This window comes from Pedobacter sp. GSP4 (assembly GCF_051857575.1).
Classification (GTDB): Bacteria; Bacteroidota; Bacteroidia; order Sphingobacteriales; family Sphingobacteriaceae; genus Pedobacter.
On sequence record NZ_JBPZIR010000004.1, the window covers coordinates 679160 to 702087 of the forward strand.

Genomic DNA, 22928 nt, shown 5'->3' on the forward strand with positions numbered 1-22928 from the left:
AAGGTAAAAGGTAAAAGGTAAAAGGTAAAGGGTTGGCAATTAGCAGTTACCAGTGAAAGAATGATTGATAAACAGTTTGCAGTTGGCAATTGACAGTTACCAATGCACGAATGACTAATGAACTAATGAACCTTTAATTAACGGACAAAAAATGGCAAAGTATTCAGAAAAAGCTGGTGAAAAAGTAGAAAAAACCATTCACGAAATGAAAGAAGGTAAGCTTAAGAGCGGATCGGGCAAAAAAGTAACTTCTAAAAAGCAGGCAATAGCAATCGGATTATCAGAAGCCCGGAAAGCAGGAGCAAAGGTACCGAAGAAGAATGATTAAATTTTGAATGATAGAGTTAGAGAGCATGGGCCAAATATTCACTCATTCAAAATTAAATCACTCATTCATTCTATTGAGGGATATCTTTCGAAGTTAAAATACTATCTACCACATACACGCTAAATCCGCGCCATGGTAATGTATTTTTGTATTCCTTATAATGTAGCTCATAAAATTTTCCGCTGTTGGCCATCATTTTCTCGGCAATTTCTTTACTCGCAATAGAAAATTCGAACTCATTATTCTGTAAAGTGCCAGCCTGCCGCGATTTTATGCCGCTCTGAATCAGTTTCCCTTCATAGGTTTTAAATATGTAGCCTTTTTTTACCACATAATTTAATTCGCCTGCTTTAACGCCTTCGCCAAAAACAAAGAAATACCGGTAATAACAGATGGCCATAAGGATTAGTACAATAATAACTGCAATAATTGAGGTTACTTTTTTGCCTGTTGTCATAGTTGTAAATAGTTTATCTAAATTAAACAAAGAACCCTGTAATTTAAGTAAAGGAACAAATAAAATTTCTTTTAAAAATCTTTCTCATTTTCAATATTTTGCTTACATTTGCAGCCCCGATAGAACGGGAAATTTTAAAAACCACGAGAGGAGGTATTTCAGCGTTATGATCATTATCAACATTAAAGACGGCGAATCATTAGATAAAGCCCTTAAACGTTTCAAGAAAAAGTTTGAAAAAACTGGTGTATTGAGAGAACTACGTAGTCGCCAAGCATACGAGAAAAAATCCGTTGCTCGTCGTACTGAAATTAAGCATGCTGTTTACATTCAGAACATGAATCAAGATACAACTGCATAGTTGTTATAAGATATAAATACGTTAAAGTCCTCCTGATTTAATTTCGGGAGGACTTTCTTGCTTTAAGAGGAATCGAAAACTTTACAATAAACAATTAATTAATGATTTCTTTATACCAAAACTATTTGTAACTTCATATCAATGCCACGCAAAAAGATATTGAATGTTGCTAAAAAGCTTTATTACTTATTTAACTCACGAGAAGCGCTATTCTCAGCATACCATTACTTCTTATCAAACCGATCTGGATCAGTTTGAAGAATATATCCATACTGCATTCGATTTAGATTTTCTGGGCGTTAAACACACACATCTGCGCAGCTATATGGTTGAGCTGATGGAAAAGGAAACCGCTGAAAATACCATTAACCGAAAAATTTCGGCTTTAAGGAGTTTCTATAAGTTTTTGCTGCGGGAAGGTAAGGCCGAACAAAACCCTACTGTTTTAATCAAGGCACCGAAAATACCCAAAAGACTTCCTGTGTTTGTTGATGCGCAAAAAATGGATCACCTGCTCGATTCGGAACAGTATTTTGATGCCAGCTTTGCCTCCATGCGCGATCATTTGGTAATAGAACTGCTTTTTGGAACAGGAATGCGTTTAACCGAACTGTTGCAGTTAAAAGATACTGATGTGGATGGATATTCGGCAACAATAAAGGTGCTGGGTAAAAGAAATAAAGAACGGATTATTCCAATAAATAAACAGCTTATCAATCAGGTAAATAACTACATTGAGCTAAAAAAGTTGCAAAACTTTAATAACAATTTGCTTAACTTAATCGTTACCAATACAGGTACAGCAGCATATCCAAAACTGATATACCGTATAGTTACCTCATACCTAAACCATATATCAACCCATGACAAGAAAAGTCCCCACGTGCTTCGGCACAGTTATGCAACCAGCCTGTTAAATGCAGGAGCAGATTTAAATGCGATTAAAGAACTTTTGGGCCACGCCAGTTTAGCTGCCACCCAGGTTTATACGCACAACTCAATCGAAAGATTAAAAACAATTTATAAACAAGCCCATCCAAAGGCATAAAAAAAGGAGGAAAAATGAAAATCGGAGTTCAATCAATCCACTTCAGTGCAGATAGTAAGTTGTTAGACTTTATACAGAAGAAAGCAAACAAGCTCGATCAGTTTTTTGACCAGATCATTAGCGGCGAAGTGTATTTAAAATTAGAGAACGTAGAGGATGAGGCCAATAAGATCAGTGAAATAAAACTGATTGTTCCGGGTGGAACCCTATTCGCTAAAGAACAATGTAAATCATTTGAAGAGGCCACCGACCTGGCCATCGAATCGTTAAGAAAGCAGATTACTAAACATAAGGATAAAACACGTGCTAAATTAAGTGAGCATAAGGCTATTTTAAGCGAAAGCGAAGCTGCGGATTATTAGGATACGCATATATTTATAGCTATAAAAGAGCGATGCAATTTAAATTGTACCGCTCTTTTACTTTTAGGCCTGCTCTATTTCTTGTCAAAATATAATCTTACCAATAAATTAAGCTCCAAACTGATGTTCTTTGACATAAAAACAGCGCTTTTTTAAGGACAAAAAAAAATATTTATGGTGAACGCCTAAAAAAAAGAGATGGAAACAGATCAATTTTTGATTTTTATGGAAGTTTGTTAGGTGCTTATTTTATAGATCAGGTTGGGGTAGGGATTCTTAATGATACTTTTTCTAAAAGAACGCCGAAAAAAGTGAAAAAAATATTCAAATTTAAGCGATTGATTATTAAGCTCCTTCGATAATATCGGCCCCGTTAGCCAAATAACTTTGCTATTTTTTTTCAAATTTATTTTGAACTGAAATATAAGTGTGTATATTTGCATTCCCTTTCGGAAAGGGCGTTACGCCGAGAAGAAAGGATTAGTTCTGTGAAAAGATAAAAGTTTTAAAAAAACACGTTAATAGTATGAAAAATGAAGATTTTTCGTATCATTGCAGAAAATTTAAAGCCTCCTTAGCTCAGCTGGTAGAGCAACTGACTTGTAATCAGTAGGTCATTGGTTCGATTCCGATAGGAGGCTCTTTTTATTTTAAAGTGTTAGCATTTTAAGATAAAGTTGGGGAGATACCAGAGCGGCCAAATGGGACAGACTGTAACTCTGTTGTCGTAAGACTTCGAAGGTTCGAATCCTTCTCTCCCCACACTTTAAATGAATGACCAAATGTTTTAATGATAGCATAAATCTCTCATTCTTTCATTCAATCAATCACTAATTTTAAAAAAGCGGAAGTAGCTCAGTTGGTAGAGCGATAGCCTTCCAAGCTATAGGTCGCGAGTTCGAACCTCGTCTTCCGCTCTTAAAAGTTTATTAGTAAATTGGTTCATAAGGAAATGTGCTAATGAACAATTGAACTTGTGAGCTTTAATAAAAAGCCGAAGTAGCTCAGCGGTAGAGCACTTCCTTGGTAAGGAAGAGGTCGTGGGTTCAAGTCCCATCTTTGGCTCAGGTATAATAAAGCTTTGTTAAATCTGTTTAATAAACAGAGTAGACAAGGTTTTTTGTGTTGAAAAAACAATAAATAAAAATAATAAAAAAGTTAACCTACTAATTAGTTATAAATAAAATGGCAAAAGAAAAATTTGACCGCAGTAAACCGCACTTAAACATCGGTACAATCGGTCACGTCGATCACGGTAAAACAACTTTAACAGCAGCTATTACAAAAGTTTTGGCTGATGCTGGTTTAACTGAGGCACGTTCATTCGATTCAATTGACTCTGCTCCAGAGGAAAAAGAAAGAGGTATTACAATCAATACAGCTCACGTTGAGTATTCAACAGCTAACCGTCACTATGCACACGTTGACTGTCCAGGTCACGCGGATTACGTGAAAAACATGGTTACTGGTGCTGCTCAAATGGACGGTGCAATTATCGTTGTTGCTGCTACTGATGGTCCAATGCCACAAACTCGCGAGCACATCTTATTGGCTCGTCAGGTTGGTGTACCTTCATTAGTTGTATTCATGAACAAAGTGGATATGGTTGATGATCCTGAATTATTAGAATTAGTAGAAATGGAAGTTCGTGAATTATTATCATTCTATGAATTCCCAGGTGATGATATTCCTGTAATCCAAGGTTCTGCATTAGGTGGATTAAACGGTGATGCTAAATGGGTTGGTAAAATCATGGAATTAATGGATGCTGTAGATAGCTACATTCCAATTCCTCCACGTTTAACTGATCTTCCTTTCTTAATGCCTGTTGAAGACGTATTCTCAATCACTGGCCGTGGTACTGTTGCTACTGGTCGTATTGAGCGTGGTGTAATCAACTCTGGAGATCCAGTTGAGATCTTAGGTATGGGTGCTGAGAACTTAAAATCTACAGTAACTGGTGTTGAGATGTTCCGTAAAATCTTAGATTACGGTGAGGCTGGTGATAACGTAGGTTTATTGTTACGTGGTATTGAGAAAACTGATATCCGTCGTGGTATGGTAATCTGTAAACCAGGTTCAGTAACTCCTCACACTGATTTCAAAGCTGAGATCTATGTATTATCAAAAGCAGAAGGTGGTCGTCACACTCCATTCTTCAACAAATATCGTCCTCAATTCTATTTCCGTACCACAGACGTAACTGGTGAGATCTCACTAGCTGAAGGGACTGAAATGGTAATGCCAGGTGATAACGTTACAATCACAGTTAAATTAATTAACGCGATTGCAATGGAAAAAGGTCTACGTTTCGCTATCCGTGAAGGTGGTAGAACAGTAGGTGCTGGTCAGGTAACTGAAATCTTAGCTTAATTTTAAGCTACAATAATATAAAAAGAGCTGGTTTAGGCTAGCTCTTTTTTAAATACACGGGAATAGTTCAACGGTAGAATAGAGGTCTCCAAAACCTTTGATCAGGGTTCGAATCCTTGTTCCCGTGCAAAATATAATGATTGAATTAGTGAATGTTTCAATGATTGAATATGTTAATATTCTCTCACTCACTAACTCAATCATTTAATCATTATAATAAATATGGCTAAAGTAGTTGAGTTTATAAAAGAATCGTACGATGAAATGACCCAGAAGGTTACATGGCCTACTTGGGGCGAACTGCAAAGTTCTGCAATTCTTGTATTGGTAGCTTCTTTGATTATTGCATTGGTAATTTTTGCAATGGATAAAGGATCTACATTTGTGTTAGATACTTTTTATAAATCACTTTCTAATTAATATTTACTAATGAGCGATCTAAAGTGGTACGTTGTAAGGGCTGTTAGCGGAAAAGAAAAGAAAGTAAAACAGTACATTGATGCTGAGATCAGCCGTTTAGGTTTCTCTCATTTGGTTCCCCAGGTTTTAATACCGATGGAAAAATACTACCAAATGAAAGATGGTAAAAAAATTGCCAAAGAGCGTAACTTTTATCCTGGTTATGTTTTAATCGAAGCTACATTAGATGGTGAGTTAGAGCATATCATTAAAGGCATTAATAGCGTTATTGGTTTCTTAGGCGATAAAGCCGGTAATCCAATCCCGATGCGCCAGGCAGAAGTTAACCGTATTTTAGGTGTGGTTGATGAAATGAGTGAGCAGGGCGAAACCATGAATGTGCCTTACTATGTAGGTGAAAACATCAAGGTTATGGATGGTCCTTTCAATGGTTTCTCAGGTATTATCGAAGAGGTAAACGAAGAGAAGAAAAAACTGAAAGTTATGGTTAAGATTTTCGGCCGTAAAACTCCGCTTGAACTTAACTACATGCAGGTAGAAAAAGAATAAGAAATTTAAAATATTTATAAGCCTCGATTAATTCGGGGCTTTTTTGTGTCTTTATAAATAAGGAAGAGGCAATAACTTTCCTTTTTTAGGCGTTAAATATCATTAGGTTTTGAATACTTCTTTTAAAAAACACACGGTTTAACAGGATCTCCAAGAATTAATAATTAATTTTTCTCGCTACTATTGTTTTACTGCAAGTTAATCCATATCTTTGCAGTCCTTTAAGCTTTATAGGAGCCCTAAGGAATTTAAATGTTACATGCTTCCAATATTTAACATTGAGTTTTAAATAAACAAAAAACACAAAATGGCAAAAGAAGTCAGTGCAATGATCAAATTACAGATCAAAGGCGGAGCGGCAAATCCATCGCCACCAGTAGGACCTGCATTAGGTGCTAAAGGGGTGAACATTATGGAGTTTTGCAAACAGTACAACGCTCGTACCCAAGATAAAGCAGGTAAAGTATTGCCAGTTGTAATTACTGTTTATGCTGATAAGTCATTCGATTTCATCATCAAAACCCCTCCGGTAGCTATCCAGTTAAAAGATGCTACTAAATTACAGAGTGGTTCTGCTGAGCCTAACCGTAAGAAAGTTGGGTCGGTGACCTGGGACCAGATTAAAGTTATTGCTGAGGATAAAATGCCTGATTTAAATGCATTTACAATCGAATCAGCAATGAGTATGGTTGCTGGAACAGCACGCAGTATGGGAATCACCGTTTCTGGTGACGCACCCTGGAACAATTAATTAAAAAACAGTTTACAACAGTGGCGAAATTAACTAAAAATCAAAAAAAGGCACATGCTAAAATAGAAGCTGGCAAAGCTTATACTTTGAAGGATGCTGCTGCTTTGGTAAAAGAAATCACTACTACTAAATTCGATGCTTCAGTTGATATTGATGTATCTTTAGGTGTAGATCCGCGTAAAGCCAATCAAATGGTACGTGGTATTGCTACTTTACCACACGGAACAGGTAAGACTGTACGTGTTTTAGCTTTAGTAACTCCTGATAAGGAAGAAGAAGCAAAAGCAGCTGGCGCAGACTTCGTAGGTTTAGACGAGTATGTAGCTAAAATTGAAGGTGGTTGGACCGATGTAGACATTATTATCACTACACCAGCTTGTATGGCTAAGGTAGGTAAATTAGGCCGTGTTTTAGGTCCAAGGAACTTAATGCCTAACCCAAAATCAGGTACAGTAACTAACGAAGTTGGTAAAGCTGTAACTGAGGTTAAAGCAGGTAAGATTGATTTTAAAGTAGACAAAACGGGTATCATACACGCCTCGATAGGAAAAGTATCATTCCCGGCAGATAAAATTTATGAGAATGCACTTGAAATTATTCAGGTTATTTCAAAATTAAAACCATCTGCTGCTAAAGGAACTTATTTTAAAAGCATTCACGTGTCTTCTACAATGAGTCCTGGGATTGCAATTGAAACCAAATCAGTAGCGGGGATTTAATCATGAACAGAGAAGAAAAAAACGAAGTAGTTTTAGAACTACAAGGACAAATGCAAGAGTATGGCAATTTTTATATTGCTGATACATCTAGCCTTTCTGTTGAGCAGATTAATAACATCCGTCGCAAATGTTTTGAAGGCGATATCGTAATGAAGGTTGCTAAAAACTCTTTAATCCGCAAAGCGATTGAAGGTTTAGAAGGCGATGCTTCTGAGATATACGAAGCACTTAAAGGTTCATCATCATTATTATTCTCAAAAACAGCAAACGCTCCGGCTAAGTTGATTAAAGCTTTGAGAAAAACCTCTGATAAACCAGTGCTTAAAGCAGCATTTATAGATTCATCAGTATACGTTGGCGATGACCAATTGAATAACTTAGTAAGCTTGAAATCAAGAGAAGAGCTTATCGGAGATATCGTTGGATTATTACAGTCACCAGCTAAAAATGTTCTATCTGCACTTCAATCAGGCGGTAGCAAAATTGCAGGAATTGTTAAAACTCTACAAGAAAGAGAAGGTTAACGAACACCTTAAGTTCGCAAATTAAACAAAATTATTACACGTAAATTTTTAAAATCTTAATAAAATGGCAGATTTAAAAGCGTTTGCTGAGCAATTAGTAAACTTAACAGTAAAAGAAGTTAATGAATTAGCTCAAATCTTAAAAGATGAGTATGGTATTGAGCCTGCAGCTGCTGCTGTAGTTGCTGGTCCTGCTGCTGGTGGTGATGCACCTGCTGCTGCTGCAGAAAAAACATCTTTTGATGTAATCTTAAAAGAAGCTGGTGGTCAGAAATTAGCAGTTGTAAAACTTGTTAAAGACTTAACTGGTTTAGGTTTGAAAGAAGCTAAAGACTTAGTAGACGGAGCACCAAAAGAATTAAAAGCTGGTGTTGCTAAAGACGAAGCAGAAGCTCTTAAAAAACAATTAGAAGAAGCTGGAGCAGTAGTTGAGATTAAGTAATCACTTAACTTAGCTAAGCTAAAAATGTATTAGACACCGACTGAAAATGTCGGTGTCTTTACCTGTTTATAAACACCTCATTTTGTTTGGTTAATGAGTGTGTTTGAAATCCAAACCAAACAAATAGTTTATTCTTAAACTAAAATCTTTTAGTCCATTGGCAAAGACAGTCGAACAAAGAGTAAATTTTGCAACTAGTAAGCACATTATAGACTATCCGGATTTTCTGGATGTGCAATTGCAATCATTCAGAGAATTTTTCCAGATAGATACCACATCAGACGATCGCTCTAGCGAGGGTTTGTTCAAAGTGTTTGCTGAAAACTTTCCAATAACAGATTCAAGAAATATCTTCGTATTAGAGTTTCTTGATTATTTTGTTGATCCGCCACGTTACGATATACACGAGTGTATTGAGCGTGGATTAACCTACAATGTTCCATTAAAAGCAAAGCTGAAGCTTTCTTGTAATGACGTAGAACATGAAGATTTTGAAACCATTATCCAGGATGTGTACTTAGGTACTATCCCGTATATGACACCAAAAGGTACATTTGTTATCAACGGTGCAGAACGTGTTATCGTTTCGCAATTACACCGTTCTCCAGGGGTGTTCTTCGGCCAAAGCCGTCACACTAACGGAACCAAATTGTACTCTGCACGTGTTATTCCTTTCAAAGGTTCATGGATCGAGTTCGCTACAGACGTTAATAACGTAATGTATGCTTATATCGATCGTAAGAAAAAATTCCCGGTTACCACTTTATTACGTGCTATCGGTTACGATTCTGATAAAGATATCTTGGAACTTTTTGATCTTGCTGACGAAGTAAAAGTTAGTAAATCAGGTTTGAAGAAATACATCGGTCGTAAGCTGGCAGCAAGGGTATTGAAGAAATGGGTTGAAGATTTTGTTGATGAAGATACTGGTGAGGTAGTTTCTATCGACCGTAATGAAGTGATTCTTGAAAGAGAAACCGTTTTAGAAGACGAACACATCGATATGGTTATCGAAGCAGGTGTTAAAACCATTATCCTTTCTAAGGAAGATGGTGCTAGCCAGGCCGATTATACCATTATATATAATACATTACAAAAAGATACATCAAACTCAGAAAAAGAAGCTGTTGAAAACATCTACCGTGCTTTGCGTAACGCAGAACCACCTGATGAGGAAACTGCCCGTGGTATCATTGACCGTTTATTCTTCTCGGATAAACGTTACGATTTAGGAGATGTAGGTCGTTACCGCATCAACCGTAAGTTGAAAATGAATACCCCTGATGATGTAAAAGTATTAACAAAAGCAGATATTATTGCGATTGTTAAATACCTGATCAAATTGATCAACTCTAAAGAAGAGGTGGATGATATTGACCACTTATCAAACCGTCGTGTACGTACGGTAGGTGAGCAGTTATATGCACAGTTCGGTGTTGGTTTAGCCCGTATGGCCAGAACAATCCGTGAGCGTATGAACATCCGCGATAATGAGGTGTTTACACCAACTGATCTGATTAACGCCCGTACGTTATCATCAGTAATCAACTCGTTCTTTGGTACAAACCAGTTGTCTCAGTTCATGGATCAAACCAATCCATTAGCAGAGATTACACACAAACGCCGTTTATCAGCTTTAGGTCCAGGTGGTTTATCACGTGAGAGAGCTGGTTTCGAGGTACGTGACGTTCACTATACCCACTACGGTCGTTTATGTACAATTGAAACTCCTGAGGGACCGAACATTGGTTTGATTTCGTCACTTTGTGTGCACGCAAAAATCAACAATTTAGGTTTCATCGAAACACCATACAAACGTGTTGAAGATGGTAAGGTAGTGGTAGATTCAGATGTTATCTATTTATCTGCTGAGGATGAAGATGGAAAAACCATCGCTCAGGCCAATGCAGAGTACGATGATAAAGGTGTATTTACAACGCCACGTGTTAAAGCACGTTATGAAGGTGACTTCCCGATTATTGAGCCTGAGAAATTAGACTTGATGGACGTTGCCCCTAACCAGATTACTTCAATTGCTGCTTCGTTAATTCCGTTCTTAGAACATGATGATGCGAACAGGGCTTTGATGGGATCGAACATGCAACGTCAGGCCGTACCATTGTTACGTCCTGAAGCACCAATCGTTGGTACAGGTTTGGAAGGTCGCGTAGCCCGCGATTCAAGAACGTTGATCAATGCAGAAGGTAACGGTGTTGTAGAATATGTAGATGCAAACGAAATCACCATTAAATATGAGCGTAACGAAGATGATCGTTTAGTTTCATTTGAAGGTGATAGCAAAACTTACCGTTTAATTAAGTTCAAAAAAACCAACCAGAATACTTGTATCAACTTAAAACCGATTGTTAAGAAAGGTCAAAAAGTTACTAAAGGACAAGTACTTTGCGAAGGTTATGCAACTGAAGACGGTGAATTGGCATTGGGTAGAAACCTTAAAGTGGCATTCATGCCTTGGCAAGGTTTCAACTTTGAGGATGCGATTGTAATCAACGAACGTATTGTTCGTGATGACGTTTTCACTTCATTGCATATTGAAGAGTTTGAATTAGAGGTACGTGATACTAAACGTGGAGAAGAGGAATTAACACCAGATATCCCTAACGTTTCTGAAGAGGCTACAAAAGACCTTGACGAAAATGGTATTATCCGTATCGGTGCTGAAGTTAAAGAAGGCGATATTTTAATTGGTAAGATTACCCCTAAAGGTGAATCTGATCCTTCGCCTGAAGAGAAATTACTGCGTGCTATCTTCGGTGATAAGGCAGGTGATGTTAAAGATGCCTCTTTAAAAACTCCTCCTTCAATCCAAGGTGTGGTAATTGATACCAAATTATTCAGCCGTGCTAAGAAAACTACAAAAGCTGAAGAGAAATCGGCAATTGAGAAATTAGACAAAGGATATAACAGTATCACTGAGAAATTAAAAGCAGAATTAGTAGACAAATTGTTCACCATTGTAAATGGCAAAACATCGCAAGGTGTATTTAACATCTACAAAGAACTATTGGTAGCTAAAGGCGCTAAATTTACTCAGAAAATTTTAGCAGAACTTGATTATAATCACATTAGCCCTAACAAATGGACTACTGATGATGATAAGAACGAGATGATTAAAATGTTGCTTCACAACTACGGTATCCGTGTTAACGAAGAACTTGGAGCTTACAAACGCGATAAATTTGCGATCAGTGTAGGTGATGAGCTTCCATCGGGAATTGTACAGATGGCAAAAGTTTATGTTGCTAAAAAACGTAAATTAAAAGTAGGTGATAAAATGGCGGGTCGCCACGGTAACAAAGGTATTGTTGCACGTATTGTACGTGATGAAGATATGCCGTTCTTAGCTGATGGTAGCCCGGTTGATATCGTGTTGAACCCACTGGGTGTACCTTCTCGTATGAACCTTGGTCAGATTTACGAAACCGTATTGGCATGGGCCGGTAAAGAATTGGGTGTTAAATTTGCAACTCCGATTTTTGATGGTGCTACGCATGATGAGGTTGAAGAGTGGATCGCTAAAGCAGGAGTTCCTGCTTCAGGAAAAACCTACTTATACAATGGTTTAACAGGTGAGCGTTTCGATCAGACTACCACAGTAGGTATTATCTACATGCTGAAACTAGGTCACATGGTTGATGATAAGATGCACGCCCGTTCAATCGGACCATACTCACTAATTACACAGCAACCATTAGGTGGTAAAGCCCAGTTTGGTGGTCAGCGTTTTGGTGAGATGGAGGTTTGGGCATTAGAGGCATTCGGTGCAGCTAATATCCTTCAGGAGATCTTAACCGTTAAGTCGGATGATGTGATCGGAAGGGCCAAAACTTACGAAGCCATTGTTAAAGGTGAAAACCTACCAACTCCGGGTGTACCAGAATCGTTTAACGTATTGGTACATGAGTTACGCGGTTTAGGTTTAGATATTACGTTAGATTAACTAAGGTAGAAGGTAAAAAAGGTAGAAGGTTGAGGGTTTAAGCGCCCAAACCTTCCACCTTTCCACCCTCCGCCTTTAACCTTATACAAGAGATATGTCTTACAAAAAGGATAATAAATTAAAAAGCAATTTCACATCAATCACGATTAGCTTATCGTCTCCGGAAATTATTTTGGAACGTTCAAGCGGTGAGGTGTTGAAACCAGAAACCATTAACTACCGTACTTACAAACCTGAGCGTGATGGTTTGTTCTGTGAGCGTATTTTTGGTCCGGTAAAAGATTACGAATGTCATTGCGGTAAATACAAACGTATCCGTTATAAGGGTATTGTTTGCGACCGTTGTGGTGTTGAAGTAACTGAAAAGAAAGTACGTCGTGAGCGTATGGGACACATCGCTTTGGTGGTTCCTGTTGCGCACATCTGGTATTTCCGTTCTTTACCAAACAAAATCGGTTATTTATTAGGTTTACCTACTAAAAAATTAGATTTAATTATCTATTACGAGCGCTACGTAGTTATCCAATCAGGCTTAATGGCTGAGGAAGGTATCAACTATATGGACTTCTTAACAGAAGAAGAATATTTAGATATTTTAGATAAATTACCTAAAGAAAATCAATATTTAGATGATAAAGATCCTAATAAATTCATCGCCAAAATGGGTGCTGAAGCATTAGAAGATTTATTAAAACGTATTGATTTAGATACTTTATCTTATGATTTACGTCACCAGGCTGCTAACGAAACTTCTCAACAACGTAAAAATGAGGCTTTAAAACGCCTTCAGGTTGTTGAAGCTTTCCGTGGTGCTAATACACGTATTGAGAATCGCCCTGAGTGGATGATTGTTAAGATCGTTCCGGTTATTCCGCCAGAATTACGTCCTTTAGTGCCATTAGAAGGTGGTCGTTTCGCTACTTCCGATCTAAATGATTTATACCGTCGTGTAATTATCCGTAACAACCGTTTAAAACGTTTGATCGAGATTAAAGCACCAGAGGTAATTTTACGTAACGAAAAACGTATGTTACAGGAAGCTGTAGATTCGTTATTCGATAACTCACGTAAAGTTAACGCGGTAAAAACTGAAGGTAACCGTGCCTTAAAATCTCTTTCAGATATCCTGAAAGGTAAACAAGGTCGTTTCCGTCAGAACTTATTGGGTAAACGTGTGGATTATTCAGCACGTTCGGTAATTGTTGTAGGCCCTAGCCTTAAATTACACGAGTGCGGTATTCCAAAAGATATGGCTGCTGAGCTTTACAAACCATTCATCATCCGTAAGATGATTGAGCGTGGTGTTGTAAAAACAGTTAAATCTGCAAAGAAAATTGTAGATAGAAAAGATCCTTTAGTTTGGGATATCCTAGAAAACGTATTGAAAGGTCACCCGGTATTATTAAACCGTGCTCCTACGCTACACAGATTGGGTATTCAGGCTTTCCAGCCAAAACTAATTGAAGGAAAAGCAATCCAGTTACATCCATTAGTATGTACCGCATTTAACGCGGATTTTGATGGTGACCAGATGGCTGTCCACTTACCGTTAGGTAACGCAGCAATTTTGGAAGCCCAAGTATTAATGTTGGCAGCACACAATATCTTGAACCCTGCAAACGGTACCCCAATTACAGTACCATCTCAGGATATGGTTTTGGGTCTTTATTACATTACTAAAGGCCGTAGAACAGATGAAACAAGAGTTGTAAAAGGACAGGATTCTGCTTTCTATTCTCCAGAAGAGGTTATTATTGCGTACAACGAGAAAGAATTAGACTTGCACGCCTTTATCAAAGTTAGGGTAAATGTTAAGCAAGCCGATGGTTCTATCGTTAACAAATTAACTGAAACTACTGTAGGTAGGGTATTGTTCAACCAAATGGTTCCTGAAGAAGTTGGTTATATCAATGAATTATTAACTAAAAAATCGTTAAGAGATATTATCGGTGAAGTAGTTAAAATGACCGGTATGGCACGCGCTTCTCAATTCTTGGATGATATCAAAGAATTAGGTTTCAGAATGGCATTCCAAGGAGGTTTATCGTTCAACTTACAGGATGTAAACATTCCGGTAGAGAAACATACTTTATTAGAGCAGGCAGCTGCTGAGGTTGAAGAGGTAAGAAACAACTATAACATGGGTTTCATTACCAACAACGAACGTTACAACCAGATTATCGATATCTGGACCCGTATCAACAACAGGTTAACTACTTTCGTTATGAACCAGTTATCAAGTGATAACCAAGGTTTTAACTCAGTATACATGATGCTTGATTCGGGAGCACGTGGTTCTAAAGAGCAGATTCGTCAGCTTTGCGGAATGCGTGGTTTGATGGCGAAACCTCAAAAATCTGGTTCAGGTGGTGATATCATCGAAAACCCGATCTTATCAAACTTTAAAGAAGGATTATCGGTATTAGAGTACTTTATCTCTACCCACGGTGCCCGTAAAGGTTTGGCGGATACGGCGTTAAAAACGGCGGATGCGGGTTACTTAACTCGTCGTTTACATGATGTTGCACAGGATATGATTGTTAACGATGTAGATTGTGGTACTTTAAGAGGTATGTACACAACTGCATTGAAAGATAACGAAGATATTGTTGAGCCGTTATACGATAGGATTTTAGGCCGTACTTCATTACACGATGTGTATAATCCTTTGGATAATACATTATTGGTAGGTGCAGGCGAAGATATTAATGAAGATGTTGCTAAACTGATAGAAGAATCTCCATTAGAAGGTATCGAAATCCGTTCGGTATTAACTTGCGAAGCTAAACGTGGTGTTTGTGCATTATGTTATGGCCGTAACTTAGCCTCTGGTAAACGTGTTCAAAGAGGTGAGGCAGTTGGTGTAATTGCAGCACAATCAATTGGTGAGCCGGGTACACAGTTAACACTTCGTACGTTCCACGTGGGTGGTACTGCATCGAACATCGCTGCAGAATCAAACATCGTAGCTAAATTTGATGGTGTTATCGAATTCGAAAACATCCGTACGGTTGATACAGAAACTGAAGATGGTAAAGTACAGGTTGTATTGGGCCGTTCAGGTGAGTTTAGAATTGTAGAGCCAGGAAGCGGAAGAGTAATCGTAACCAATAACATTCCTTATGGTGCATTCTTGTTCGTTAAAGAAGGAGATAAAGTTGCCAAAGGTGATAAAATCTGTTCGTGGGATCCATATAACGCGGTTATCATCTCTGAATTTGCAGGTAAAGCACAGTTCGATGCCATTATCGAAGGTGTAACTTTCCGTGAAGAATCAGATGAGCAAACTGGTCACCGTGAAAAAGTAATTATCGATACACGTGATAAAACCAAAAACCCTTCTGTTCAGATTGTTGATAAGAAAGGTGAGTTTATCAAAGGTTATAACATTCCGGTAGGTGCCCACGTTTCAGTTGATGAAGGTGAAGCTATCCAAACTGGTCAGATCATTGCTAAAATTCCTCGTGCAACTGGTAAAACCCGAGATATTACAGGTGGTTTACCTCGTGTAACTGAGTTATTTGAAGCACGTAACCCATCTAACCCAGCTGTAGTAACTGAGATTGATGGTGTGGTAACTTTAGGTGGCGTTAAACGTGGTAACCGTGAGATTACAATCGAATCAAAAGATGGTGAAGTTAAAAAATACCTTGTTCCTTTGTCTAAACACATCCTTGTACAGGATAATGACTTTGTGAAAGCAGGTATGCCATTATCTGATGGTTCAATTTCTCCAGCGGATATCTTATCAATTAAAGGCCCTGCAGCGGTTCAAGAATACCTGGTAAATGGTATTCAAGAGGTTTACCGTTTACAAGGTGTAAAAATTAACGATAAGCACTTCGAGGTAATTGTTCACCAGATGATGCAGAAAGTTCACATTGAAGATCCAGGTGATACTATTTTCTTGGAAAACAATGCAGTAGACCGTTGGGATTTTGCAGAAGAGAACGACGCCATGTACGACAAGAAAGTTGTTGAAGATGCAGGCGATTCGAACGATTTCAAACCAGGTCAGATTGTATCATTACGTAGATTAAGAGATGAAAATTCTCAGTTGAAACGTAAAGATTTAAAACAGATCACGGTTAGAGATGCAAGACCAGCAACTGCGAGTTCTATCTTACAAGGTATTACCCGTGCTTCGTTAGGTACTAAATCGTTCATTTCTGCGGCTTCGTTCCAGGAAACTACGAAAGTATTAAATGAGGCTGCTATTGCAGGTAAACGCGATAATATGTTAGGCTTGAAAGAAAACGTGATCGTTGGTCACTTAATCCCTTCAGGTACTGGTGTACGTGGTTACGAGCGTATCATTGTAGGTTCTCAAGAAGAATACGATAAATTATTGGCTTCGAAACAAGAAGAAGTAGAAGCTTAAATTTAAGCAAAGTATAATTTTAAACCCCGGCATTTTGTCGGGGTTTTTTATTTGCAATAGATTTTGTAAGTTTAGTAATTAAAACAACACGATCAGCCTTACAGAAATTCAATTTTTCCAGGTTTTAATAGCTAAGCTTGGTGAACAGGAGGCAGGGCAGTTGGTTTCTTTTGTTGAAAGCTGAAGTAAAATCTGAGCTCGACAACAAGTGCGAAGTTTTGGCTACTAAAGAAGATATTGCCAATATGCAGAAAACCATTTATATAGTTGGGCTAATCCAGTTTTTAGCTATTATTGGTTCTGTAATAGGTATTGTGAATTTTATGATAAAATAATCTTTTTACTCATGCTGTAGGAAGCCAAGAATATTCCTTTTATTAAAAAATAACATTTCTCAATATTTTGGATATTATTCAAGTATTACCTATCCATTTCGTTACAGTTTATCAAACGTTTGCGCAGAAAAGCTGCTAATCTTATTCACTTAGGTTTAATTAACTTAGGTTTATGAAGTTTTTATCTATCGTGCTAATGGCCTGCGTAAGTTTAACAAGCATGGCCCAAGATGTAAGTTTAGCCCTGCAAAAAAGAAAAATAATTACTAGGGAAGCAGTTGCAAATGAATGGAATAGCATTGCTGACGGTTTGTTTTTTAGTTACGCAAGCAGCGATGTCAGGTTTGCTAGGGAAACCCCACCGGCAATAACTGCAGCAAAAAAATGGACAGCTACAGCCTGGAAAGGCGAAAAGATACATACACAGATTTTATTGTGGTCTAAACAGAAAACTTCCAACATCAAAATCGGATTTTCTGATTTAAAAGCCGAAAATGGCAGCCTAATTAAAAAGGAAAATATTACCACTGGTTTTTTGAAATACGTAATTACTGATGAATTTAGAGATGGCTGTGGATACCGTAAACCGCAGGATTTCGATTCATCTTACGTTGCCGATCTGATTGATACCAAAATACAGGCCGTTAGTCTTGCTGCAAAAAGCACCCAGCCCATCTGGTTAAGCATCAAAGTTCCGGCCGGTGCACTGGCAGGTAACTATTCGGGAACAATTAAAATAATTGGTGACAAAACATATAACCTGCCAATTAAAATTGAGGTATTAAATAAAACACTGCCCAGCCCAAGCCAATGGAAATATGATTTGGATTTGTGGCAGCACCCTGCAGCTATTGCGCGAACGCACCTGGTAAAGCTGTGGAGCGATAAGCATTTTGCTTTAATGAAACCGTATTACGAAATGTTGGCCAATGCCGGACAGAAAACCATAACCGCCAGCATTGTTAATGAACCATGGGGCCACCAAACCTTTGATGATTATCCAAGCTTAATTAAATGGATAAAGAAAAAAGATGGTACATGGAGCTATGACTACAGTTTATTCGACCGCTATGTTACTTTTGTAATGAGCACAGGAATAAATGAGCGAATTAATTGCTACAGTATGGTGCCTTGGAAAATTGCTTTTACCTATTGGGATGAAGCTTTGCAAAAGGAAGCTGTTTTTAAAGATGCAATTGGTACGCCTGCATACAATACCTTTTGGCAAACCATGCTTACCGATTTTACCAGGCACCTTAAAGCCAAAAACTGGTTTCAAAAAACGTATATCGCTATGGACGAACGCCCAATGGCCGCCATGCAGGCCGTTATCAAACTGTTAAAAACCGTAGATCCAGCTTGGAAAATTGCTTTGGCAGGAGAGTATCACGCAGAAATTGAACCGGATATTGATAATTATTGCATTGCTTCCAAATGGGAATTCCCGGCAGATGTATTGCAAAAACGCAATAAACAAGGTAAAATTAGTACCTGGTATACCTGTTGTACCGAACCTTATCCTAACGCTTTCAGTTTTTCTTCTCCAGCAGAGCAAGTTTGGATGGGTTGGTATACCGCCAACAAAAAAATGGATGGTTATTTGCGTTGGGCCTACAACAGCTGGACTAAAAACCCACTGACCGATACCCGGTTTACTGCATGGCCAGCAGGCGATACCTATATGGTTTATCCAGGTCCTTTAACATCTGTCCGCTTTGAAAAATTGATAGAAGGAGCACAGGATTTCGAGAAAATTAGGCAGCTAAGGTTATTGTATACCAAAAATAAAAATACTACCGCGCTTGCTGAACTTAATAAAGCCCTAGCAGGTTTTGAAATACACGCGCTATCCAAAATTACGGCCGATGAAATGTTGCAGCGCGTAAAACCGTTATTAAATAAATAATATACAGAAAGCAGTCTAATACCGAAATATTCAAATAACTAATCTTTTATTTATAAAAACACTTAGTTTTGTTTTATGGAAGAACAACAAAACGAAAACCAGTTAAATATAGAGCTATCTGAAGAAATTGCTGAAGGAATTTTTTCCAACTTGGCAATTATTACCCATTCCAATACTGAATTTGTATTAGATTTTATCCGTGTAATGCCGGGCATTCCAAAGGCAAAGGTTAAATCGCGTATCATTTTAACCCCAGAGCATGCAAAACGTTTATTAAGCGCACTAGATGATAATATCCAAAAATTTGAAGCTGTAAACGGACGCATCAAAACGCAAGAAGAGCCACCATTCCCAATGGGTTTTGGCGGACCGACTGCGCAGGCATAAGCCTAATAAAAATCTTACAAACAAATGTTTGTTTGCTATGTTAGCATAATATACATTTGTGCTATAACCATATATAGATGAAAAAGATTTTATTGAGCGTATTACTTTCTGCCCCACTTTGGGTTTTGGGGCAGGGCTTTCAGGTTAATTTACAAGGACAGAAACAAATTGGTATGGCTGGCGCAGGTTCTGCATTAGCTTTAGATGAAGCTTCTGTTTTTTATAATCCAGGTGCCGTAACTTTCTTAGAGAAAAACTCCATTTCAGCAGGCGTAAACCCACTGTTATTTAAATCGGCCTTTAAACAGGCAGGTTCGAATATTACAGAAGATGTAAAGAACAAAATTGCACCACCATTCGAATTTTATGCCGTTTGGGGACCAAAATCCAACAAATGGAAATTGGGTTTGGGCGTGTACACGCCGTTTGGTGGTTTGGTAGATTGGGGCGATAATTGGTCTGGCAAGTATGCACTAACCTCGTTAAATTTAAAAGCCATCTACTTTCAGCCTACTTTAAGTATCAAAATAACCGATCGCATTGGTATAGGAGCGGGTTTTGTATATAACCATGGCGATGTAAACTTACAGCGCGCATTGCCGGTTAACTTTCCTGATGGCCGTTCAGGGCATGCCACTTTAGAAGGTACCGGAAAAGGTTATGGCTGGAATGCAGGATTATACATTAAAACACTCAGCAACATCTCGTTTGCTTTGGTGCACAAATCAAAAGTAATTACAAAACTTGATGGCGGATCGGCAGAGTTCGATGTTCCGAATTCTTTAAGATCATCTTTCCCCGCTGGCAACACATTTAATGCCGAATTGCCCTTACCGGCAACTACCAGCTTAGGTGTTGGTATTCCATTATCAAAAAGCACCGTGCTGGCTTTTGATGCAAGTTGGGTGCAATGGCACATTTATCAGGATTTATCATTTGATTACGCAACCAACACACCTGTGCTGGCTGATACTAAATCTGCCCGTAATTACCGTGATGGTTCATCATTTAAGTTAGGTATCAATCACCAGGCAACTGAGAAATTAGCATTAAGAGCCGGTGTAGGTTATGCTTTTACCCCGGTTCAGGATGGATATGTAACGCCGGAAGCGCCAGATGCTGATCGCTACATCCTTAGTGCAGGCTTAGGTTATACACCAACCAGTCATTTCGAAGTTAATGCATCATTCTTTTTTGAAGATGTTAAATCGCGCAAGCAGAAAAATATCGAAACTGGCTTGGATGGAACTTTTAAAACCTTGGTTTATGCACCGGGTATTTCATTAACTTATAAATGGTAGGAGAAATCAACATGAAAAAAATTATATTAAACAGTTTTGTTGCCGCTACCATATTATTTGCAGCAGCTTGCAAACCGGAAATTGAAACCACGGCGGGAACCACCTCAGGCGAAGCCAATTTTAGTAAATACATTGCTGTGGGTAACTCATTAACTTCGGGTTTTGCCGATGGAGGCCTATATTTAGAAGGACAAAAAGTAGCTTATCCAAACTTAATTGCCGCTAGAATGGCCACAGTTGGCGGTGGGGCATTTGCTTCTCCGTTTTTTACTGATGCACAATCAAATGGCTCAGGTTATCTTACTTTATCTGCATTGGTTAACGGTACACCAACTTTAACTCCAGTACTTGGAAATGGTTGGAGGGATACGCCTACAAACAGCCGTTTATTTAGGTATTCTGGTGAAATCCAAAACTTGGGTATCCCTGGTATGCGTGTCGATTTATCATTCGATCCAACCTTTACCTTCAGTGCTGCTAATCCGTATTTTGAGCGTTTGTTGGCTGATGCTCAAGTAGGTAAAACCAATTATTTTCAGTTCATTCAAGGTAGAAACCATACTTTTTTCTCGCTTTGGTTAGGAAATAACGATGTACTGGGCTATGCAACCAATGGAGCAGTTACTGTTACCGGAGATCCAACTACAGTATTAACGGATAAAGTAGCCTTTTCTTCTTTATATGCCAATTTGTTAAATGCCTTAACCGCTAATGGACAAAAAGGTATTGTGGCAACCATCCCTGATGTAACAGCTATTCCATATTTCAATACGGTTACACCCGCCGCTCTGTTAAATGCAGCAAAGGCTATTAACCCTGCGGCTGCAGCCATCTATATTCAAACCGGAACGGGAACGGTAAGGGTGGCAACTGCTGAAGATTTGATCCGTTTGCCTTTCCAATCTGCTGGTTTATTTGGTGTTCCAAATGCGCTGGGCATACCTTATGGTTTGCATCCGGCAAATCCGATTACCAGTAACTGGGTTTTGGATAAAGATGAAGTGGTTAAAGTGAAAGACTACGTAAACAGCTATAACAGCAGTATTAAATCTCTAGCTACCAGTAAAGGTTTAGCAATAGCAGATACCTATGCTTATTTTAACCAGGTTAAAACAGGGTTAAATCTGCAGGGAGTTGGAATCAATGCGTCATTTATTACCGGCGGCGCCTTCTCTTTGGATGGTATCCACCTCACGCCACGTGGAAATGCAGTAATTGCCAATGTATTTATTGATGCCATTAATGTTAAATATGGCGCTACCATACCAACGGTTGATATTACCCAATATAGAGGAGTGAAGTTCCCTAATTAATTTTGAGGATTAATCTTATAATAAAAAAGGTTCTGTGTTTAAATCAGAACCTTTTTTATTAACCCAGTTTTTGCTTAACCAGATCGATTATCTTTTCACCTTCATTCGGCTCAAACCAATTTATTTCTTCATCTCTTCTAAACCAGGTAAGCTGGCGTTTGGCAAAGCGGCGGGTATTTTGCTTAATGGCCGATATGGCTTCTTCCAAAGAGCTTTTACCATCCAAATAATCAAAAATTTCGCTATAGCCTACGGTATTTAAAGCATTATACTTTTTAAAGTCTACAAGTGATTTTACCTCATCCACTAACCCCTTATCAATCATCTGATCTACCCGTTTGTTTATCCGGTCGTATAAAATAGCCCTATCGGTATTTAAACCTATTTTGATGATATTAAAAGGCCTTTCTTTTTTTGTTGCCGAAAGCATTGAAGAAAGTTTTTGGCCCGTAGAAAGAAATACTTCAAGCCCCCTAATCATTCTTTGCGGGTTTTGCTGATCAACCTTTGCAAAATATTCGGGATCTAAAGCAGCTAGTTGGCTTTGAATAGCCGATAAGCCTTCATCATCAAATTTTTTATTTAAATTTTCGCGGATGGTCAGGTCAATTTCCGGCATTTCATCTAAGCCATTAATCAAGGCATTGATATAGAGGCCCGAGCCGCCAACCATAATGGCCAGATCGTGCTTTTTAAAAATCTGATCTAGGGTTTTTAAGCCTTCAACTTCAAAATCGCCAGTGCTGAACAGCTGCGAAACAGAATGAGAGTTGATGAAATGGTGTTTGGCAGCCGCGAGCTCTTCGGCATCGGGCTTGGCTGTACCAATTTCCATCTCCTTAAAAAACTGCCGCGAATCTGCAGAGATAATTTCTGTGCCAAAATGCTGGGCAAGCTGAATGGCCAGAGCCGTTTTACCAATTGCAGTTGGGCCAACAACGGATATCAATGTTTTTTGATGCTGCATGTGCGTATAAAATAAAAGCTGTCAATCGTGTGGGTTGACAGCT

Annotated in this window: 19 protein-coding genes and 5 tRNA genes; 22 read left to right on the forward strand and 2 right to left on the reverse strand. The window is 38.4% G+C overall.

Going from position 1 to position 22928, the window contains the following annotated elements; translation table 11 throughout:
* Window positions 1–151: 151 nt before the first annotated feature.
* Window positions 152–328: a DUF6496 domain-containing protein gene (locus tag ACS5PU_RS13790; RefSeq protein ID WP_439459752.1), complete on the forward strand. Its 177-nt coding sequence runs from the start codon at window positions 152–154 to the stop codon at window positions 326–328.
* Between the two features lie 70 nt (window positions 329–398).
* On the opposite strand, the gene ACS5PU_RS13795 is transcribed toward ACS5PU_RS13790, so the two are convergent.
* Window positions 399–728: a hypothetical protein gene (locus ACS5PU_RS13795; RefSeq protein WP_439459753.1), complete on the reverse strand. Its 330-nt coding sequence runs from the start codon at window positions 726–728 to the stop codon at window positions 399–401.
* Between the two features lie 223 nt (window positions 729–951).
* Between ACS5PU_RS13795 and rpsU the strand changes: the two genes are divergently transcribed.
* The 21 genes from rpsU (at window position 952) to ACS5PU_RS13900 (ending at window position 21918) form a co-directional block, all read left to right on the forward strand.
* A complete protein-coding gene (gene rpsU / locus ACS5PU_RS13800) occupies window positions 952–1146 on the forward strand; it encodes a 30S ribosomal protein S21 (RefSeq protein ID WP_086549247.1) in 195 nt (64 codons plus the stop codon).
* A 163-nt stretch (window positions 1147–1309) separates the two neighbouring features.
* Window positions 1310–2194 carry a tyrosine-type recombinase/integrase gene (locus tag ACS5PU_RS13805; protein ID WP_439459754.1) on the forward strand — a complete coding sequence of 295 codons (885 nt, stop codon included), beginning with the start codon at window positions 1310–1312 and terminating at the stop codon, window positions 2192–2194.
* A gap of 14 nt (window positions 2195–2208) precedes the next feature.
* Complete coding sequence (gene hpf, locus ACS5PU_RS13810) at window positions 2209–2556, forward strand: ribosome hibernation-promoting factor, HPF/YfiA family (protein WP_025143266.1); 348 nt, start codon at window positions 2209–2211, stop codon at window positions 2554–2556.
* Window positions 2557–3124: 568 nt separating this feature from the next.
* Window positions 3125–3197, forward strand: a tRNA-Thr gene (locus tag ACS5PU_RS13815).
* Window positions 3198–3235: 38 nt separating this feature from the next.
* Window positions 3236–3318, forward strand: a tRNA-Tyr gene (locus ACS5PU_RS13820).
* Window positions 3319–3400: 82 nt separating this feature from the next.
* Window positions 3401–3473, forward strand: a tRNA-Gly gene (locus ACS5PU_RS13825).
* 76 nt (window positions 3474–3549) lie between these two features.
* A tRNA-Thr gene (locus ACS5PU_RS13830) sits at window positions 3550–3621 on the forward strand.
* A gap of 120 nt (window positions 3622–3741) precedes the next feature.
* Window positions 3742–4929 (forward strand): elongation factor Tu, encoded by a 1188-nt coding sequence (gene tuf, locus ACS5PU_RS13835; protein ID WP_010601091.1) that lies wholly within the window; start codon window positions 3742–3744, stop codon window positions 4927–4929.
* A 56-nt stretch (window positions 4930–4985) separates the two neighbouring features.
* Window positions 4986–5056, forward strand: a tRNA-Trp gene (locus ACS5PU_RS13840).
* A 95-nt stretch (window positions 5057–5151) separates the two neighbouring features.
* Complete coding sequence (secE, locus tag ACS5PU_RS13845; RefSeq protein ID WP_029279332.1) at window positions 5152–5349, forward strand: preprotein translocase subunit SecE; 198 nt, start codon at window positions 5152–5154, stop codon at window positions 5347–5349.
* Between the two features lie 9 nt (window positions 5350–5358).
* Window positions 5359–5898 carry a transcription termination/antitermination protein NusG gene (nusG, locus tag ACS5PU_RS13850; RefSeq protein WP_010601093.1) on the forward strand — a complete coding sequence of 180 codons (540 nt, stop codon included), beginning with the start codon at window positions 5359–5361 and terminating at the stop codon, window positions 5896–5898.
* 307 nt (window positions 5899–6205) lie between these two features.
* Entirely contained in the window at window positions 6206–6649 is a 444-nt protein-coding gene (gene rplK / locus ACS5PU_RS13855; protein WP_010601094.1) for a 50S ribosomal protein L11, read from the forward strand.
* A 20-nt stretch (window positions 6650–6669) separates the two neighbouring features.
* Complete coding sequence (rplA, locus tag ACS5PU_RS13860; protein ID WP_025143259.1) at window positions 6670–7368, forward strand: 50S ribosomal protein L1; 699 nt, start codon at window positions 6670–6672, stop codon at window positions 7366–7368.
* Between the two features lie 2 nt (window positions 7369–7370).
* Window positions 7371–7892, forward strand: a complete 522-nt coding sequence (rplJ, locus tag ACS5PU_RS13865) for a 50S ribosomal protein L10 (protein WP_439459755.1) — start codon at window positions 7371–7373, stop codon at window positions 7890–7892.
* 64 nt (window positions 7893–7956) lie between these two features.
* Window positions 7957–8334 carry a 50S ribosomal protein L7/L12 gene (gene rplL, locus ACS5PU_RS13870; RefSeq protein ID WP_010601097.1) on the forward strand — a complete coding sequence of 126 codons (378 nt, stop codon included), beginning with the start codon at window positions 7957–7959 and terminating at the stop codon, window positions 8332–8334.
* A 157-nt stretch (window positions 8335–8491) separates the two neighbouring features.
* Window positions 8492–12295, forward strand: coding sequence for a DNA-directed RNA polymerase subunit beta (rpoB, locus tag ACS5PU_RS13875; RefSeq protein WP_439459756.1), 3804 nt, complete (start codon window positions 8492–8494; stop codon window positions 12293–12295).
* A gap of 94 nt (window positions 12296–12389) precedes the next feature.
* A complete protein-coding gene (gene rpoC / locus ACS5PU_RS13880; RefSeq protein WP_439459757.1) occupies window positions 12390–16676 on the forward strand; it encodes a DNA-directed RNA polymerase subunit beta' in 4287 nt (1428 codons plus the stop codon).
* Window positions 16677–17183: 507 nt separating this feature from the next.
* Window positions 17184–18917 (forward strand): glycoside hydrolase domain-containing protein, encoded by a 1734-nt coding sequence (locus tag ACS5PU_RS13885; RefSeq protein WP_439459758.1) that lies wholly within the window; start codon window positions 17184–17186, stop codon window positions 18915–18917.
* A 75-nt stretch (window positions 18918–18992) separates the two neighbouring features.
* Window positions 18993–19304, forward strand: a complete 312-nt coding sequence (locus tag ACS5PU_RS13890; RefSeq protein WP_412467812.1) for a DUF3467 domain-containing protein — start codon at window positions 18993–18995, stop codon at window positions 19302–19304.
* A 77-nt stretch (window positions 19305–19381) separates the two neighbouring features.
* Window positions 19382–20605, forward strand: a complete 1224-nt coding sequence (locus ACS5PU_RS13895) for an OmpP1/FadL family transporter (protein ID WP_439459759.1) — start codon at window positions 19382–19384, stop codon at window positions 20603–20605.
* A gap of 11 nt (window positions 20606–20616) precedes the next feature.
* Window positions 20617–21918: an SGNH/GDSL hydrolase family protein gene (locus ACS5PU_RS13900; RefSeq protein ID WP_439459760.1), complete on the forward strand. Its 1302-nt coding sequence runs from the start codon at window positions 20617–20619 to the stop codon at window positions 21916–21918.
* Window positions 21919–21976: 58 nt separating this feature from the next.
* On the opposite strand, the gene miaA is transcribed toward ACS5PU_RS13900, so the two are convergent.
* Window positions 21977–22885, reverse strand: a complete 909-nt coding sequence (gene miaA / locus ACS5PU_RS13905; protein WP_439459761.1) for a tRNA (adenosine(37)-N6)-dimethylallyltransferase MiaA — start codon at window positions 22883–22885, stop codon at window positions 21977–21979.
* Window positions 22886–22928 lie beyond the last annotated feature (43 nt).

Coding starts and splice junctions, on each gene's coding strand:
- ACS5PU_RS13890 (WP_412467812.1), top strand. CDS start 18,993: ATGGAAGAACAACAAAACGAAAACCAGTTAAATATAGAGCTATCTGAA.
- ACS5PU_RS13805 (WP_439459754.1), top strand. CDS start 1,310: ATGTTGCTAAAAAGCTTTATTACTTATTTAACTCACGAGAAGCGCTAT.
- tuf (WP_010601091.1), top strand. CDS start 3,742: ATGGCAAAAGAAAAATTTGACCGCAGTAAACCGCACTTAAACATCGGT.
- ACS5PU_RS13895 (WP_439459759.1), top strand. CDS start 19,382: ATGAAAAAGATTTTATTGAGCGTATTACTTTCTGCCCCACTTTGGGTT.
- rplK (WP_010601094.1), top strand. CDS start 6,206: ATGGCAAAAGAAGTCAGTGCAATGATCAAATTACAGATCAAAGGCGGA.
- rpsU (WP_086549247.1), top strand. CDS start 952: ATGATCATTATCAACATTAAAGACGGCGAATCATTAGATAAAGCCCTT.
- rpoC (WP_439459757.1), top strand. CDS start 12,390: ATGTCTTACAAAAAGGATAATAAATTAAAAAGCAATTTCACATCAATC.
- ACS5PU_RS13790 (WP_439459752.1), top strand. CDS start 152: ATGGCAAAGTATTCAGAAAAAGCTGGTGAAAAAGTAGAAAAAACCATT.
- rplL (WP_010601097.1), top strand. CDS start 7,957: ATGGCAGATTTAAAAGCGTTTGCTGAGCAATTAGTAAACTTAACAGTA.
- nusG (WP_010601093.1), top strand. CDS start 5,359: ATGAGCGATCTAAAGTGGTACGTTGTAAGGGCTGTTAGCGGAAAAGAA.
- ACS5PU_RS13900 (WP_439459760.1), top strand. CDS start 20,617: ATGAAAAAAATTATATTAAACAGTTTTGTTGCCGCTACCATATTATTT.
- hpf (WP_025143266.1), top strand. CDS start 2,209: ATGAAAATCGGAGTTCAATCAATCCACTTCAGTGCAGATAGTAAGTTG.
- miaA (WP_439459761.1), bottom strand. CDS start 22,885: ATGCAGCATCAAAAAACATTGATATCCGTTGTTGGCCCAACTGCAATT.
- secE (WP_029279332.1), top strand. CDS start 5,152: ATGGCTAAAGTAGTTGAGTTTATAAAAGAATCGTACGATGAAATGACC.
- ACS5PU_RS13885 (WP_439459758.1), top strand. CDS start 17,184: ATGAAGTTTTTATCTATCGTGCTAATGGCCTGCGTAAGTTTAACAAGC.
- rplJ (WP_439459755.1), top strand. CDS start 7,371: ATGAACAGAGAAGAAAAAAACGAAGTAGTTTTAGAACTACAAGGACAA.
- ACS5PU_RS13795 (WP_439459753.1), bottom strand. CDS start 728: ATGGCCATCTGTTATTACCGGTATTTCTTTGTTTTTGGCGAAGGCGTT.